Origin of the sequence: Robinsoniella sp. KNHs210 (assembly GCF_000686105.1) — a bacterium.
Classification (GTDB): Bacteria; Bacillota; Clostridia; order Lachnospirales; family Lachnospiraceae; genus Robinsoniella; species Robinsoniella peoriensis.
On record NZ_JMLZ01000001.1, the window covers coordinates 244,406 to 260,339 of the forward strand.

At 42.3% G+C, this 15,934-nt stretch carries 13 protein-coding genes; 4 read left to right on the top strand and 9 right to left on the bottom strand.

The genetic code is table 11. The features are described from left to right. Positions 1 to 195: 195 nt before the first annotated feature. The 3 genes from CD03_RS0101100 (at position 196) to CD03_RS39735 (ending at position 1,976) form a co-directional block, all read left to right on the top strand. Positions 196 to 783, top strand: coding sequence for a WHG domain-containing protein (locus CD03_RS0101100; RefSeq protein WP_027292049.1), 588 nt, complete (start codon positions 196 to 198; stop codon positions 781 to 783). Positions 784 to 1,003: 220 nt separating this feature from the next. Then, the gene (locus CD03_RS0101105; RefSeq protein ID WP_027292050.1) at positions 1,004 to 1,795 is read left to right on the top strand and encodes a class I SAM-dependent methyltransferase; all 792 of its coding nucleotides are present in this window, start codon (positions 1,004 to 1,006) and stop codon (positions 1,793 to 1,795) included. Positions 1,796 to 1,910: 115 nt separating this feature from the next. Beyond that, on the top strand, positions 1,911 to 1,976 hold the full coding sequence (locus CD03_RS39735) for a DUF6783 domain-containing protein (RefSeq protein WP_442969718.1): 66 nt from the start codon (positions 1,911 to 1,913) through the stop codon (positions 1,974 to 1,976). Between the two features lie 45 nt (positions 1,977 to 2,021). Here the strand turns inward: CD03_RS39735 and CD03_RS0101110 are convergent, their stop codons facing one another. The 7 genes from CD03_RS0101110 to CD03_RS0101140 form a co-directional block, all read right to left on the bottom strand. Next, positions 2,022 to 4,835 carry an alpha-L-rhamnosidase gene (locus tag CD03_RS0101110; RefSeq protein WP_027292051.1) on the bottom strand — a complete coding sequence of 938 codons (2,814 nt, stop codon included), beginning with the start codon at positions 4,833 to 4,835 and terminating at the stop codon, positions 2,022 to 2,024. 62 nt (positions 4,836 to 4,897) lie between these two features. Next, positions 4,898 to 5,770, bottom strand: coding sequence for a carbohydrate ABC transporter permease (locus CD03_RS0101115; protein WP_027292052.1), 873 nt, complete (start codon positions 5,768 to 5,770; stop codon positions 4,898 to 4,900). Further along, on the bottom strand, positions 5,760 to 6,689 hold the full coding sequence (locus tag CD03_RS0101120) for a carbohydrate ABC transporter permease (RefSeq protein ID WP_027292053.1): 930 nt from the start codon (positions 6,687 to 6,689) through the stop codon (positions 5,760 to 5,762). The genes CD03_RS0101115 and CD03_RS0101120 overlap by 11 nt, the downstream gene beginning before the upstream one ends. Before the next feature lie 205 nt (positions 6,690 to 6,894). After that, the gene (locus CD03_RS0101125; RefSeq protein ID WP_027292054.1) at positions 6,895 to 8,268 is read right to left on the bottom strand and encodes an ABC transporter substrate-binding protein; all 1,374 of its coding nucleotides are present in this window, start codon (positions 8,266 to 8,268) and stop codon (positions 6,895 to 6,897) included. 159 nt (positions 8,269 to 8,427) lie between these two features. Continuing rightward, complete coding sequence (locus CD03_RS0101130; protein WP_152614161.1) at positions 8,428 to 10,017, bottom strand: response regulator transcription factor; 1,590 nt, start codon at positions 10,015 to 10,017, stop codon at positions 8,428 to 8,430. 114 nt (positions 10,018 to 10,131) lie between these two features. Further along, positions 10,132 to 11,895, bottom strand: a complete 1,764-nt coding sequence (locus CD03_RS0101135) for a sensor histidine kinase (RefSeq protein ID WP_027292056.1) — start codon at positions 11,893 to 11,895, stop codon at positions 10,132 to 10,134. 261 nt (positions 11,896 to 12,156) lie between these two features. Continuing rightward, entirely contained in the window at positions 12,157 to 13,044 is an 888-nt protein-coding gene (locus CD03_RS0101140) for a LysR family transcriptional regulator (protein WP_027292057.1), read from the bottom strand. Between the two features lie 195 nt (positions 13,045 to 13,239). Between CD03_RS0101140 and CD03_RS0101145 the strand changes: the two genes are divergently transcribed. Continuing rightward, on the top strand, positions 13,240 to 13,731 hold the full coding sequence (locus CD03_RS0101145; RefSeq protein ID WP_027292058.1) for a GNAT family N-acetyltransferase: 492 nt from the start codon (positions 13,240 to 13,242) through the stop codon (positions 13,729 to 13,731). A 12-nt stretch (positions 13,732 to 13,743) separates the two neighbouring features. Here the strand turns inward: CD03_RS0101145 and CD03_RS0101150 are convergent, their stop codons facing one another. Both CD03_RS0101150 and CD03_RS0101155 read right to left on the bottom strand, forming a co-directional pair. Beyond that, positions 13,744 to 15,237: a sensor histidine kinase gene (locus CD03_RS0101150; RefSeq protein WP_027292059.1), complete on the bottom strand. Its 1,494-nt coding sequence runs from the start codon at positions 15,235 to 15,237 to the stop codon at positions 13,744 to 13,746. A 1-nt stretch (position 15,238) separates the two neighbouring features. Then, positions 15,239 to 15,925: a response regulator transcription factor gene (locus CD03_RS0101155; protein ID WP_027292060.1), complete on the bottom strand. Its 687-nt coding sequence runs from the start codon at positions 15,923 to 15,925 to the stop codon at positions 15,239 to 15,241. Positions 15,926 to 15,934 lie beyond the last annotated feature (9 nt).

The window sequence follows — 15,934 nt, forward strand, 5'->3', positions numbered from 1 at the left end:
ATTTCGACTATATTCTACAATATTCGTATCTAAAATAATAGTATTTTTTTATTTTTCACAAAATATTGGGAAATAATTAAAGTGCACCCTCAAGAAGCATCTAAAATTCCCGCTTGACATATACTTTTTAATATGTAACATTAGTTATGTAACATATGTAATTTAATAATTTTATATAAGAAAGTGAATTGGACTATGCCGCCGAAAGCAAAAATAACGAAAGAAATGATTTTAAATATTGTTCTGGAAATTACAAGAGAGTCGGGATTTGAAACTGTAAATGCAAGGAGTATTGCAAATAAACTGCAATGTTCTACAAGACCTGTTTTTACCTGTTATGAAAACATGGATCAATTAAAAAGGGATTTCCTTGCCTCTGCATATGAATACTATGAACAGTATGTTATCCATTATGGTAATTCTGAAAAAATCAGTCCCCATTTAATTCTTCCTCTTTCCTACATTGAATTTGCCCAGGAAGAAACACATTTATTTAAGTTGTTATTTATCAACGATATGGATTTGAAAATGGCAGAGGCAAAGGATTTTTATAAAGAAATTGATAATGAAAATAAAGCAAGATCTTTTTCGGAAGCCATTGGAGTCGAGTTAGAATGCGCAAAAGTAATATTTTTGGATTTATTCCTATATACTCATGGTATTGCAGTCCTAACCGCGACGAAAAAAATAGAATTGGATAGAAATAGTGCTGAAAAAATGGTGGTAAATTTATTGTCTGCTCTTATAAGACAGGAAAAACCAGATTGGAATTTATCTATTTGAGATTCACCTTGTCAATACAGCCTGTGTTATCAGACTGCAAAACAAATAGGATTTAATTATTTAAGATTTTACGATTGCCAATATCGACTGTGATATCAGAATCCAGCAACAAATGGGCTTTAATTATTTTAATTTACGATTGCCAATATTATCTGTGATATCAGAATCCAGAAACAAATGGGCTTTATCTATTAGCTTGACTTGAAAGAAAGGATACCATATGAAAACAAACCAGTACCTAACCGAATTTTACAATAATTATGATGAAGACAGCCGGCTGGCGTTAAAGCATGGGTCGGTTGAATTCCTCACTACGATGCATTATATCGAAAAATACATAAGCCCCGGTAACCGGGTGCTTGAAATCGGCGCTGCAACCGGCCGGTATTCCCACGCACTGGCACGTCAGGGTTATGCCGTAGACGCAGTGGAACTAATCCAGCATAACATAGACATTTTCCGTCAAAATACCCAGTCTGATGAGACTATCACCATTATGCAAGGTAATGCTCTGGATTTGTCTGCTTTTTCTGACAAGCAATATAACATCACTCTGCTGTTAGGTCCTCTGTACCATCTTTACACCAAAGAAGACAAACAACAGGCCCTGCGCGAAGCAATCCGTGTGACAAAACCGGGCGGTGTGATTTTCGCCGCGTATGTCATATCTGACGGCTGTCTCCTTGACGAAGGGTTCAAACGCGGTAATATCAGTGTTGCCGGATATATTGAAAAGGGCTTGATTGATCCCAAAACATTTGCCGCAAAGTCCCAGCCAAAGGATTTATTTGAACTTGTCCGCAAAGAAAACATAGACGATTTGATGTCTGCATTTTCTGTGTCCCGGCTGCACTACGCAGCATCTGACGGCTGTGCCTTATTGATGCGGGAAGATGTAGATGCAATGGACGATGAAGCATTTGAATTGTTTTTGAATTATCACTTTGCCACCTGCGAGCGGGAAGATTTACTGGGTATTACAAGTCATGCTCTTGACATATTCAGAAAATAGTCTGTGCAGCCCGCTGCATCTATCTACAAAGCGTCCCTTGCTCAGCTAAACCCAAGTTTAAGATAAAATAGTTTGCTGTAGTATTAGAGCATGTCTATAAATTGCTTTCTGACAGCTGCGCATCACAATTTGTGGGAAATTTGTTCCGAATGAAGGGTGCGTAGTGGGCTACGTATCCTGAATTCGGGACAAATATGCCGCAAAGTGGGGCGTTACATTCCCTGGGCTATTGCTTCGGTACCTGGGAAACATACCCCTCAATTTCCTCCAAAACCTCCTCATCCAGTCCCAGCCTGGTTCCGATCCCAAGAAAAAATGGCAGTTTTGACATCTCAGTAAGAGTCATATTCTGTATCTCCGCTCCATCTGTATGAACCAGCATAGGTACTTTTTTATACAGATAGTCTTTAATGACCGGATTGCGCACCAGCTCTTTCACACTGTCCTCCAAGTGATAACATGGGCGGTAATTATCGGAAAGTACATATTCGAATACCCACTCGCCTGCATCTGCAGGTATTATGCTTTCCGGCTGGTATGGCTGTTCTTCTCCATTTAGAATTACTTTGCCAGGACAGCAGGGCAGAGTAATTTCTGCTGTGGCATCAAATGGAATGCTGCAGGTTAATAACATTTTATTGTCCTTTTGGATTTCCCAGCGGATTTTATATACACCGGCTGCTGTCTTAAGCACCGTCTCCATCCACCCTGCTCCCGGATGGATCTGAGGCTTTATAGATACGTGTTTAAAACCGGCGCCGTCACTTTGAGGCTTAATTCCTGCCATCCGGGAATACATCCATTCCTGTACGGAGCCATTGGCATAATGGTTCAGGGAATTCATGCCGCTGTCACTCATACTTCCGTCCGGATTCAGTGCATCCCACCGCTCCCACATAGTAGTGGCACCTAAAGTCACAGGATACAGCCAGCCGGGGTATTCTTTATCAAGAAGGATCCGGAAAGCCAGATCACTGCGCCCGCACCTGGACAATGCTTCTAAAATAAAAGGTGTGCCAACAAATCCCGTTTTGAGACTGTAGCCATCTTTTCGTATCTGCAGCAGAAATTGTTCTTTGATCAGTTCCAGCTGCTCTTTTTCCCGGACCAGTTCGAAGACTATTGCCACCGTATAGGCTGCCTGGGTATCGATACTTAGTTTGCCGTTTGCCGTAAAATACTCCTTGAGGATAGCTTTTCGGATTTCCTCTGCCTTCCTGCTGTATTTTTCACAGTCCGCCCCTTTTCCTAAAACACCGGCTGACTTTGCCAGCAGATTTACGGAGTAGTAAAAATACGCGGAAGAAATGTAGTATACGTCTGTTCCTCCGGTAGGCATATGGTAACATCCGCCGTCCAGTGCAAGCCAGTCCCCGTAGTGGAATCCGTTCTGCCACAGGCTGGGGTCTGTTCCGTTTTCACTATTCTGCCTGTCTATATAAGAAATCCATGCTTTCATACTCTCATATTGTTCCGCCAGTATACCGGAATCCCCATAATATTGATACAGGACCCATGGGATGATCACGGCTGCATCCCCCCAGGCTGCCGATGTCCGTTCATTTCTTCCGACAGAGGGTACGATCTGCGGAACCAGTCCTTTGGTATCTGCCTGTTCCAGAGAAATGTCATTGAGATATTTACGAAAAAACTCATAGCAGTCCATATTCAGACATGCAGTTCCTGCAAAGATCTGTGCATCACCTGTCCAGCCCATTTTTTCATCCCTCTGGGGGCAGTCTGTTGGAATATCCAGAAAATTACCCTTCTGGCTCCATAAAATATTGGAAATTAACTGATTCAGATCCTCATTACCGGTCTTCATCGTACCGGTCTCCTCCAGATCGCTGTACAGAACCTCCCCCCTGAAATCTTCCTGCCGGACATTTTCTATTCCAGTAATTCTTACATAACGGAATCCAAAAAACGTCAATGCTGCATGTACTGTCTTTTCCTGCCCATCGGAAATATAATCATATCTGGCCTTAGCCGTCCTGTAGTTTTTATTATAAAAGCAACCGTCCTGCAGCACTTCTCCATGCTCCAGACTGATCAGCGTACCTGCTTTTTCCCGGCAGGTAAAAGCAACCCAGCCCACCATATTCTGTCCCATGTCAAGAACAGTTTCTCCTTTGGAGGTAACAATAACCGCCACGGGTTTCAGGATCTCTTTCACCTTTACCGGAAGTCCCAGCCGTTCCTTCACCACACTTCTATCCAGATTTCCTGCCTTTACCGGAAACCGCCCGGAATCATCCAGGGTATCATCCCTGTATTCTCCATCATAAATGTCGCTGAAGATAATTTTACTCTTTTTCACCTGCCAGTTCAGATCGGAACATAGTACAAGCTCACCGTCCACATACAGGTCAGCCAGCAGTTCAAATGCTTTTCCACTCCGGTAATCATTATTTTGACGGTATCCATATAAGCCTTTATACCAGCCGTCTCCTGCTATCACCTCGATATCGTTTTTCCCGCAGTGAAGCATACTCCCCACATCATAAGTCTGGTACTGTACATAATGGTGATAAACCGTAAGACCGGGCGCCAGTACCTCATCTCCCACCCGATTCCCGTTTACATACACTTCATAGACACCGAGACAGCACAGATACAGTCTGGCTGACTCCGGCTTTTTATCCAATACAAATTCTCTTACAAATGTAGGCTGTACGGACGGGGCAAGATCCGGTGTAATACACTGTCCGGTAAATCCCCCTTCCATAAGGCCGGTTTCAAACCATTCCGTAACGCTTTCTTTTTCATTTCCATTTTCATCCCACACACTGACTTTCCAGAAATAGCGTGTCCTTGGTTCCAGGGGAAAAGAAAGCTGCGTTCCTAATCCGGATACCCCGGCAGATCTTCCGGTATCATATACGATATCCGTAAAACTTACATCCCGGGAAACCAGAATCCTGGCACTTTCCTGTCTCTTCCCGGAATCATTCTCGGTAATATAAGATGCAGTCAGTGTCTTATACAGATAGCCCTGCGGACGTTTGATATGGTTTATTTTCAAGCTGTGAATCTTCATCGTATGCCACCTTCCTTTCTTGTGCCTGTCTAAAAAATACTTGTACCATTTTCAGACACGCTTTAGCCTTTCACACTTCCTGCTGTTAAAGACGATACAAAATACTTCTGTAAAAATAAGAAAACCAGATACAGCGGAATCACAATCATGCAGATCGCTGCACATAAGAGGGGCCAGTTCGTTCCGAATTCACCTTTAAAGTTCATCAATCCTACGGTAAGGGGCAGTCCGCTGACAGTTGTTATGGTCGCTGTTTTCGCCCACATCAGTTCTCCCCATACGAAGGTAAAGTTCATTACAATACAGGTTGCCAGCGCTCCTTTCATAAGAGGCAGCACAATCTTAAACAGGTTGCGGATTTCACCGGAGCCGTCAATTCTTGCCGCTTCCAGCAGCTCTTTTGGTATGGTGTCAAAAAAGTTTTTCAGAATTATAGTGGTTCCGGGTATGGACCAGCCTACATAGGCAATGATAATCGGCAGATATTTCACCCCCAGCATCCCAAGCCTGGACATCATCATGTAGAGCGGGATAATGATCGTCTCTGTGGGCAGCAGCTGAATAGCAAAACACAGCATAATAATCACACCTGTATGGGGAATGCGAAGTCTGGCAAGAGAGTAAGCCGCCATAACGGATATTACTTCTATACTTACCAGCGAAACTGCTGCAATAATAATACTGTTTATAAAATACTCCCCGATATGTCCCTGGGTAAATGCTTTTACAAAGTTATCAACACCAAGGGAATGGGGCATTGCCCAGATATTGGCAAAAAATTCTTCCAGGGTTTTAAATGAGGTCTGCAGGGAAAATAACACGGGATAAATCCAGATCAATACCAGTGAAATCAATATCACACGGCAGACCACTGCAAATGTATTAAATTTCTTTTTTGGTGCCCGGCAGGCAATTGCCGCTGTCTTAGTACTCATATTTATCCCCTCCCACTCCTTTTCTCAAAATGGCTAAAATAACGATGACGATGATTGCATAGATTACGCTGTTGGATGCCGCCAGACCATATTTATTAAACATAAATGCCTGCTCAATTATTTTCAGGGGTGCCGTTTTAGAAATATCCCCGGGTCCTCCTCCAGTCATTGCAAATACGATGTCATAGGTTTTGAAAGCACTCATGACGCACATGGACAATGCCAGCTGTATGGTAGGCTTCACAAGGGGCAGGATTATATGGCGTACTTCCTGTCTGTAGGTTGCACCATCCAGTTTGGATGATTCAAACAAATCAACCGGCAGGCCGATAATTCCCGTAAACACCAGCATCATCACGGTACCGCTGCTGCGCCATCCCTGCACCAGTCCGATTACGGTCAGAACAAGGCCTTTCTTTGCCAGCCATGCATTTTGCAGAGATTCCAATCCGATCAGACCCAGAATATTATTCAAAAGTCCTTCATCGGTAGCTAATACCAAAGTAAATAATAAACCAACCACGGACAAGGGAAGCATAACAGGGCTGTAGAACACAAAGCGGTAAATAGCCCCCTCCACCTTTGTTACTTTATAGATTAGTAAGGAAAGACAAATTCCTATTACCATGGCCGTTGCTGTTGCAATCAGGGCAATGACCAGTGAATAGCCGATTGCTTTCATGCTGGATTTGTCTGCAAAAACCTTCATAAAATTCCCAATTCCGTTGAAGGTCATTGCAGACACTCCATCCCAGTTACAAAAACTTAAAACCACATTCCAGATAACCGGAATAATTGTGGCAAATGTTACGATAACCAATGCAGGCAGACTGAACAATCCCCCGATAAGCTGGAGCTTGCGTGTACTGCTCATGGCTTTTCTGCCAACCTTTTTTACTGACGTAGATTTTTCTGCCATTTTTCTTCCTCCTTTACAGCTTAGATTTACAAGCAGGCCTGGGATTCTCCCGATAGCCAGATCATGTATGTATTTAAAACACGCTCTAAATTTTCAAATAAACTCTAAAAAAGCGTACAAAAATACTGCCCCAAAACAAACGCTGCATTTATTTTGAGGCAGCATACACTTTAAGTACTAATAACCGGTGAATTTCGAAAACCGATTACTTATTAACTGCTCCCACTCTTAACTCTTCCAATTCATCCAGAGATGCTTCGCCATTGTAGATATAGTTCGCAGGCATCTGATTCTGCATATAATCAGACAGTTCTGCACCAACGTTAATGATTTCCGTAGGATAGATCTGCTCTGAACATCTGGAAATTGATTCCATGAACGCTTCATCTACATTCGCACCTTCCGCTATTCTGGCACAGGGTACCTGACCGCCTTCCGCACGGAATGTCATGATCTCTTCGCTGGTCAGATATTTCATAGCTTCTACAGCACCTTCTACATTCTTAGAACTGGTTGGAATAAAGTATCCGTCACAACCGCCAAGTACCGGATTCGTTGGATTTTTACCCATTGCAGGATAATCACAGATCTTATAATCTTTTAATCCGGAGTTATCAATCGTTGTCTTAACGGAAGTGGTCGGCTCAAAGATAAATCCAACTTTATGGGAGGAAATAGCACCATAGAGCTGATCCTGTGTAACTGCGAGAGCTCCTTCTCCCGGATAAAACAGTCCTTCATCAAATACGGATTTCACCATTTCAAATGCATTTTTTATGTGGTCATCTTTAAAAGAAACTTCTCCGGCATTCCATTTATCCAGTTCCTCGTTGGTATCCCATACCTGCATAACTGCATTTCTTGTAAGCCAGCATGCATAGGTATCCGGAATTCCTGCACCGGATGCGTCTGATTTTTCTTCGATTCTTCTGCATAAATCACAGAATTCTTCCCATGTCATCTGGTCTTTGATCTCACTGTCCTCGATTCCTGCCGCACGGGTTACTTCCAGATCAACGATCATTGCCGGGTATACCGTTTTATAAGCTACATTGTATAGCTTATCGTCATAAGTTCCGATCTCCAGCGTGCCTTCGTTAAAGGAAGACCGCCACTCATCATCCATGTACGGGGTCAGATCTGTGGCAAGTCCTACCTCCGTAAAGCTGTTCATCTGATTCGGCCAGTACTGTACCAGATCTATCTGCTCATTAGCGGCTGATGCTGTCTTTACTGTCTGCTCTACCGATGCTGAATCCCAGGTCTTGGTGATAATATTGTATTTATCACCCAACTTATCAATCAATTTCTGTTCTACCGCATTATTGACATCACCGGGGTTTGTAATCATAATGACAAGATCCTGTTTTCCCTCTGCAGAAGTGGTATCCTTTTTCTCTTCCGTTCCTGCTGCTTCTGCTCCCTGTGATGCTTCTGTTTCCGACTCCGCTGTTTTGGTCTCTGCTGACTTCGTCTCTGCTGCTTTGTCCCCGGCTCCCTTGTCGGAACCTCCGCCGCATCCTGCCATGGTCAATGCCAACGTACCTGCAAGTACTACTGCTAATAATTTCTTTTTCATCCCTTTTGACCTCCTGTATTTGTTTTGTTCTCTTTAAGAAGATAGCTTTATTATAGCAGTTGTGTGTATATGCATTTATGCCAATATTCTACACAAACATGTCATTTTTCCGCACTGTTTTCCAAATCTGCAGTGTGAAAGCGATTTTCTTTCACACTTTTAGCCTCCACTTCGAAATGACCCGGCATTCCTTCCTGTGCATTTCCGAAATGTTCTGGAAAAATATGCATAACTGCTAAAACCTGTTTTCTTTGCTACTTCACTAATTGGAAGGTCTGTGTATTTCAGCATGTTCAATGCTTTTCCAACACGTAAATCAATCAGATAGTCCGTAAAACTTTTTCCCACTTCTTTTTTAAACTTGGATGACACGTAATTCGGTGTTCGCCCGAAAACGTCAGCAACGGAATCTACACTGATGGGTTCACTGTAATGTTCATCCATATAGGTACAGATATTCTTAATCATTACAGAATAATTTTCTGACTCTGTCAGCTCCCGCCCTCTTCGCAAACCCTGTATGAGGTAATCTTCAAATTCCAGGATGCCGTTTTCATAATGAGCTGCATTTTCAAGGGTCCTTCTTTCAAAATCAGGATCGCCTTCCAGTCCCCCATGACGAATCAGATAAAGATAAAGTTTTTTTATAAAACTGATCATCTCACAGCGGTCATACTTTTCCCTAAGCCCCATTTCCAGCAGTGATCCCATATTGATATGAAGTTCTGCCGCATCACACCTTTGAACGCTTTTTGCAATCCGTTCCATATAGCCTTTCTGCTGTTCTTCCGGAAATTTCTTATCTTCTTTTTCGGGATGAGTATAGATCACACAGGCACCGGAAAGACTGTAATAGGTCTGTTCCAGCGCTTCTTTTGCATGGGCATAGGCAACATGCAGTTCCTTTATACTTCTTGCCTCTGAGATTCCGGTGGTAATCACCAGATTCCGCTCCATCCATTCCCGGCTCACTCCCTCTATTACATTTTTTACCTGGTACTGGTAATCCAGATTCAGAAGCTGGGACCGGTCACCTCTGCCAAGAAATAAAAGCAGATCTTCCTGGAGCGCAAACACAATACCCTGTTCATGCAGCCTTTCCCGTATCTGGTCAGCCGCCTGGTCTGTTATGGGTCTTTTCCGAATAGAGCCATCCGCCTGTTCCAGCCAGAAGAGCGCAAGGAACGCATAATTTGCAGACAGCTTCAGCCGGTATTTATGGTCCAGCATCTGCCTGAATTTTTCCACATTCTCTATTTCCCCGCCATTGATCAGGGAATGCAGAAAGCTCTTTTCATAAACATCGTAATATGCCTTCTTTTCCTTTTGTGCCTCCAGCAGCTCCCTGGCATTTTTCATCACTATTTCAACTAATTTTCCGGGCTTGATGGGTTTTAGTATATAATCATCCGCCCCAAGTCGAATTGCCTTTTGCGCATATGTAAAATCAGAATATGCGCTTAATAAGATGTACCTGCAGTTATTTCTTTGCTCTCTCACATGCTCTAACAACTGCAAGCCGTCCATTCCCGGCATTTTAATATCCGCTATGATAATATCCGGCTGATAGGTGTTCAGTGCCTTTCTGGCTTCCTCCCCATCGGCATATTCCCGCACTTCATCAACTCCATACTCACTCCATGCAATCCCGTAATGGATTCCCTCCCGTATCTGTCTGTTGTCATCCACAACCATTAATCTCATAGTTATACCCACTGCATATTGCAGGCCTGCCTGCAATACTGCCATAATAAAACAGTTTGAAAGAATCACATCGTGGCTTCCTTTCTATATTTTAATTTTCTTCCAAACTTATACCCTCTGCATATTGCAGGCTTGCCTGAAATACTGCCTGCAATTCTTTCAAACTTTTGCCTCCAGCTTCACTTTGACCTGTACAATACAGCCTTTGCCTTCTTTGCTGTACATCTTTAGCCCGTATCCTTCCCCATAACGCAGCCGGACTCTTTCATCGATATTGCGCAGTGCAAATGCCTCCTTTCCTTCTTTATCTTTTAGCAGATTTCGGATCTTTTCCACATCGCAGCCCACTCCATTGTCGAGAACAGTAATGACCAGATCCCCCTGCTGCCTGCGCATCCTGATTTTCACCTTTCCGCCTGTATTCACATCCCGCAGTCCATGCTGGACAGCATTTTCCACCAGCGGCTGGGTGATGAGCTTTGGTATTAAATAACAATGCAGCTCCTCCGGTATATCATTCCTGAATTCTACCCGGTCACCCATCTGGAAATCAAGCAGAAAGAGATAATTGTCAATAAACTCCATATCATCCTGAACCGAGATCATCCCTTCTCCAAACCGCAGGATATGGCGGTACACATCTGCCAGCGCCTCCAGCTGTTCGCTTACCTCATAATCCTTATTCCGGATTGCCAGCCAGTGCATGGAATCCAGCGAATTATAGAGAAAATGCGGATTCATCTTCGCCAGCAGCATTTCTCTTTCCGCATCCTGAGTCTTGATCGTCTGGATATAAACCTGATTGATCAGCTCATTGATATGGGAAACCATATCTTCAAATCCCTTTTCTACATTCCCCATTTCATCGTGCGCCGTTTCATAATCCCGCTTCTCAAGCACACCGCTTTTTACAACATCAATACGGTTTGATAAGTGATGCAGCGGCATAATAATGGTCCGGTTCTGTATCATACTGTAAACAAACCCAAACACCACACAAAGAAGCACTGCAATGACAATAAAAATAATCTGGGTATTATAAATGGAGAGTTTCTTCTCAACCTGAAATAAATACCATCCGCCGGAACCGCATTTAGCATATAATACAATATATCCCTCATTGCCTGTCTTAACCGGAAAATAACCGGAATCCCCGTCCTGTTCCTGATTCAGGAATTCTTCCCAGCACAGATTTTTAAGTTCCTCATTATTACTGTTTTCTACAAGCACCTCACCTTGTTTATCAAAAATGAATACATCTGCAATCATATTCTCTCCCTGATAAGGTGAAAACTGACCGATGAATTCAGGCGCATTGATGTGAACACTGATGACGCCTTCATTCTCCAGGGTAAGCCCCTTCATAATGGTCATATAGTAGGAAAGCTGACTCAAAGTACTTACATTAATTCCCCTTTTAAATGTGACAGGATGCTCTGCTGCCCACAGATACGGTACCTTTTCTTCTTCAATCTGCCTGGTAAAGTCCAGATTTTCCCGTTCATCCATATAGAGCGGCCCCCTCTGAAACAGCACCTGGCCATTTTTACTCAGTGCGATACTGCTGCAGCTGTTTATCTTTTCACTTGCTTCCAGCATACTTTTAGCTGCATTCTTAAAATCCATGACAGATGCATTCCCTGCTGCGATTGCCTGTATAGAACGGTCACCTGCCAAAGCCGATATCTCCTGAACCACAGTATCATATAATTTTTCTATATCTTTTCCCGATTTTGTCAGCTGGTTAATCTGGATCTCATACTGGTTCTGTTCACTGAGGCGCAGCACCCTGGTTGTGGTAATGATTCCCAGCAGAATAATGGGCAGAATAACGCAGAGTGTCAGCGCCAGCAGCATCTTCTGACGAATGGACAGATTTTTAAGAATCTTTTTCCAGGATATATTTCCAATCATCTTACGCATGAAAAAGCCCTCCTATTGATATATTCTACCATGGAAAATGTCGTGCCGGTAAAATGATTCAGCCCCTGCACAAGTACTTAATAAAAAAATGCTTATAACATAGCATTTGCGTCTCGTTTCTGGATGAATATTCCATTCCAGTTATTGGTAATAGGGAAATCCCCTGCTTTTACTTTCTCATAAGCAGGGGTATTTTTCATAATTATATCAGATTTTTATTACAGCTCGTATGTCAAAATTCTATGGTTATATGCCAATATTCTATTGGGTACTTTCTTTTACCAGCCGGATAAACAGCTCCATAGCAGGACTAATCCATTTATTTTTATGATGGCCGCATACAGCGGATATACGCACATTCATAATATCTGTGGAAATCTCCGTTAATTCCCCCCTCTCTAATTCATCCAGGACTGCAAATCGTGGGAGAAAAGAGATGCCCGTATTGTTTTTTACGAGATTTTTAATCGTTGGAATGCTCCATAATTCAATTGTATGATCCAGCTGAATCGCTTTGTCCCGAAGATACTGTTCAAATATCTGACGAAAAATACAATTCGGTTCATTGATAATCAATGGGAGGGAAATCTTCTGATTGGGTGTTATAAAATCGGGATAATCCTGCTTTATTTCCGGAGAAGCCACAAGTGTTAAGGGATAGTTTCCAAAGGGATAGGTAATCAGATTCGATCCGAATCCTCCGACATCTTCATAAAATAACCCTATATCAAGAGTTCCGTTCATTAATTCATCACGAATGTCATAACAGTTCATGGAATGGAGATACAGTTTCGCTTTTGGTGCCCGATTATGAAATTCCTTCAGTACGCAAGGCAGCAGATAGCAAAGCAGCGATTCTCCCACTCCAATCCGTAAATTATCCTGGCATTTTGCCAGATCACGTTCAAAGCACCGCATCTTATCTACGGAATTAATCACGTCTTCCACATAAGGAATCAGTTGTTCTCCGGCTTTTGTCAGAACCATACGCCTTCCGATTTTCTCAAACAGTTTGGCTGAAAGTTCCTGTTCCAGCTGACCGATTTGAAAGGTAATGGTTGACTGTGTATAATTCAGTTTAACAGCGGCTTTTGAAAAACTCCCCTCTTTCACAATTGTCTGAAAGGTTTGTAAATATTTAAGATCCATAATCCACCTCCGCTTTTTATTCAAAAATATTGAACTATTATTTTTATAATTTCAATTTGTTTAAAGTATAGTTTGATGTTATTATAAATGGAACACCAGGTTATGGCAACAACTGTTTGAGGATGTTAACCAATCAGTTAAAAACCAAAGCTGCTATTATTACAACATTTACAGAAAGCAAGGAGAGGAATGAAAATGATTCAGATTAGATTATATGAAGAAACTGACAGAGATCAAGTTATCGCACTTGTACTGAGATGCCAGAATGATGGAACCAGGCCAGCCGTCACCGTATATGACCAGCCTGAACTGCTATGTATCAGGGAAAAATATTTTTCAGAAGGAGGCTGCTTTTGGGTAGCCACAGATCATGGGAATATAGTAGGGAGTATCGGTCTTATGCATTGCAGCCACGGTATCGGTGTATTAAAAAAGTTTTTTGTAAAACAGGATTACCGGGGAAAACCATTTTATTTAGGCCGGAAATTATATGCCGAACTGCTTTCTTTTGCAAAGCAGCACGGGTTTCAGGAGCTATTTCTTGATACACCTAAAAACACGGAACGTGCACATAAATTTTACGAAAAAGCAGGCTTCGTTAAAATTCGTGAAAAAGATCTGCCAGTACAATTTGACCATCCTTATAAGGACTGTGATTTTTTTCATTTGACAGCTCCATTTAATTAAACCATGTCCATTTTAATAGGATTCTCTGTTAGCAGACGAATCAAAACGGATTCGAAAGCATTTCCAATGGTTTGCTGTTTCATGGTAAGTGAGACTGCCACGGTGCTTTTCCATAATTTTTTTGCAGATGCTAAGCCCAAGACCGCTTCCACTGCCGGATGTTCTGGACTCATTTCCGCTAACAAAGGGTTCGAACATATGCAGTTTTAGTTCATCTTGAATCGGTTCACCATTATCCGCAACTTCAAATAATATCTCGTTATGATCCTCTTCATAAAGTTTCAAACGTACTTTTGTATGGGGAGGATTATGCTTTATTGCATTAATTAAAAGATTACCGATTACTCTTCTGATCTCTGTCTTTGCTATTGAAAGCCTCACTTCACCCTCAGGGATTTCGAGTTCCAGCTCCATCTCCTCTCTTTCAAAATCATCCATATATTCAATTACTACCTCACGTACAAATTCTGTAAAATCTGTTTCTTCAAATACAAATTGATACTCTGAATTTTCCAGTTTGGTATAAATCAATAATAATTCCACTAGTTCGTTGAGATGATCTGTCTTTTTTACGATAGTGCCAATATACTCCTGTTTTTTCTCTTCCTCCACCACAACACCTTCTGCAATTGCTTTCGCATATCCTCTAATCGTGGTTATGGGCGTGCGCAGATCATGAGCGATATTGCTGAACAACTGCTGTTTTTCATTTTCATACTGCTGGCGCTGCACCTTCGCATGACGCAGTTCCTGAGCCAAAACCTGAAAAGACTCTTCAATGGCGCTATACTCATACTCCGCCTGGAGGGAAAGATGCAGATCATAATTGCCTGCTGTTAACTCAGAAAGTCCTGCTGCAAGCTTCTTGTTGGGTTCTCCCACGTGCCGTTTAATTGATATGGAATACCACCAGACGCACAGGATAAATATAAGTATAAAACCGGCACTAAGGTATAAAGCCGTCCTTCCAAGCCATGCCCCCATATCTCCTTTAGGGTTATAAAAAGTAAAACTGGCTTTCAGCTTACCCATAGGAAATTTCACAATTCCAAGATACCGCTCTCCATCCGCTCCCTGAAAATTCGTAGTTGTACACACATACCCGGGATCTTTCTCATTCGGATCCGTTGTATTAATTTCCAGGATCCCCGCAATCTTGGTAACATTGTGCTTCAGCAGGTATTCAATTCCTTTCTGTTCCAGTAATTCTTCCTGGGTATAAGATGTCTTTTTCTCCAGAACTTTTCCTTTCGTATAGATCACCCGATTCCGGGCATCCAGTATTTCTATCCATCCGTCAAAATCTTCCAGCAATGAAATATCACTATTTTCATAATCCTGCCGGATGACTTCGCTGGCACTGAATATATGCAGCACATCTTTGTCATTGACAAGAACATGCGACGCAAATAAACCAAAAACACTGGTGGCTGCAATAATCAGGATGGAAAATAAAATAAACTGTTTTATAAGATAAATACTCAGACTTTTTTCTTTTCTCCTCATTTCATTCTGAAATCATCTTATATCCCAGACCCCTGATTGTTCTGATATAAGATTCTCCGTTCCTTTCTCCGATTTTATCCCTGATTTTACTGATATAAACCATAATATTGTTATCATCAACAATATATTGATCCTCCCATGCCGCCTCATAAATCTGCTTTTTTGTAAATACCCTGCCCGGGGCACCCATAAAGAGTTTCAGTATCTTGAACTCGATAGATGTCAGTTCCATTGTCTCTTCCCCTTTACAAAGGGTACACTGCTGCAAATTCAACTCCAGATCATGTACTTTTAACGGTTCTTCCGCTTCAGCCTGGCTCAGACAGTAGAATCTTCGTATATTTGCATCCACTCTTGCTACAGCCTCCAACGGATCAAAGGGTTTCACAATATAATCATCTGCACCAAGCCCAAGGCCTAGGATTTTATCCGCGGTTTCCCCTTTTGCCGATATCACAATGATCGGGAGATTTTTCTCTTTTCGAATGGCTTTAATCAATTCGTAACCGTTCAGATTCGGCATCATAATATCAACCACAGCCAAATCCACTTTTTCCCTCCGCAGAATCTGCAGCGCGGAAAGGCCGTCCCCAGCTGCCAGTACATCATATCCATCTTTTTCAAGATACAGCCGCAATAACTCGATAATCTCCCGTTCATCATCTGCCAGTAATATTCTCTTTCCCATATCTCGCCG

Excerpts from the sequence above, each read along its gene's own strand:
- CD03_RS0101145 (WP_027292058.1), top strand. The coding sequence starts at position 13,240 with ATGATTCAGATTAGATTATATGAAGAAACTGACAGAGATCAAGTTATC.
- CD03_RS0101135 (WP_027292056.1), bottom strand. The coding sequence starts at position 11,895 with ATGCGTAAGATGATTGGAAATATATCCTGGAAAAAGATTCTTAAAAAT.
- CD03_RS0101130 (WP_152614161.1), bottom strand. The coding sequence starts at position 10,017 with ATGGCAGTATTGCAGGCAGGCCTGCAATATGCAGTGGGTATAACTATG.
- CD03_RS0101155 (WP_027292060.1), bottom strand. The coding sequence starts at position 15,925 with ATGGGAAAGAGAATATTACTGGCAGATGATGAACGGGAGATTATCGAG.
- CD03_RS0101110 (WP_027292051.1), bottom strand. The coding sequence starts at position 4,835 with ATGAAGATTCACAGCTTGAAAATAAACCATATCAAACGTCCGCAGGGC.
- CD03_RS0101140 (WP_027292057.1), bottom strand. The coding sequence starts at position 13,044 with ATGGATCTTAAATATTTACAAACCTTTCAGACAATTGTGAAAGAGGGG.
- CD03_RS0101125 (WP_027292054.1), bottom strand. The coding sequence starts at position 8,268 with ATGAAAAAGAAATTATTAGCAGTAGTACTTGCAGGTACGTTGGCATTG.
- CD03_RS0101105 (WP_027292050.1), top strand. The coding sequence starts at position 1,004 with ATGAAAACAAACCAGTACCTAACCGAATTTTACAATAATTATGATGAA.
- CD03_RS0101115 (WP_027292052.1), bottom strand. The coding sequence starts at position 5,770 with ATGAGTACTAAGACAGCGGCAATTGCCTGCCGGGCACCAAAAAAGAAA.
- CD03_RS0101150 (WP_027292059.1), bottom strand. The coding sequence starts at position 15,237 with ATGAGGAGAAAAGAAAAAAGTCTGAGTATTTATCTTATAAAACAGTTT.
- CD03_RS0101120 (WP_027292053.1), bottom strand. The coding sequence starts at position 6,689 with ATGGCAGAAAAATCTACGTCAGTAAAAAAGGTTGGCAGAAAAGCCATG.
- CD03_RS0101100 (WP_027292049.1), top strand. The coding sequence starts at position 196 with ATGCCGCCGAAAGCAAAAATAACGAAAGAAATGATTTTAAATATTGTT.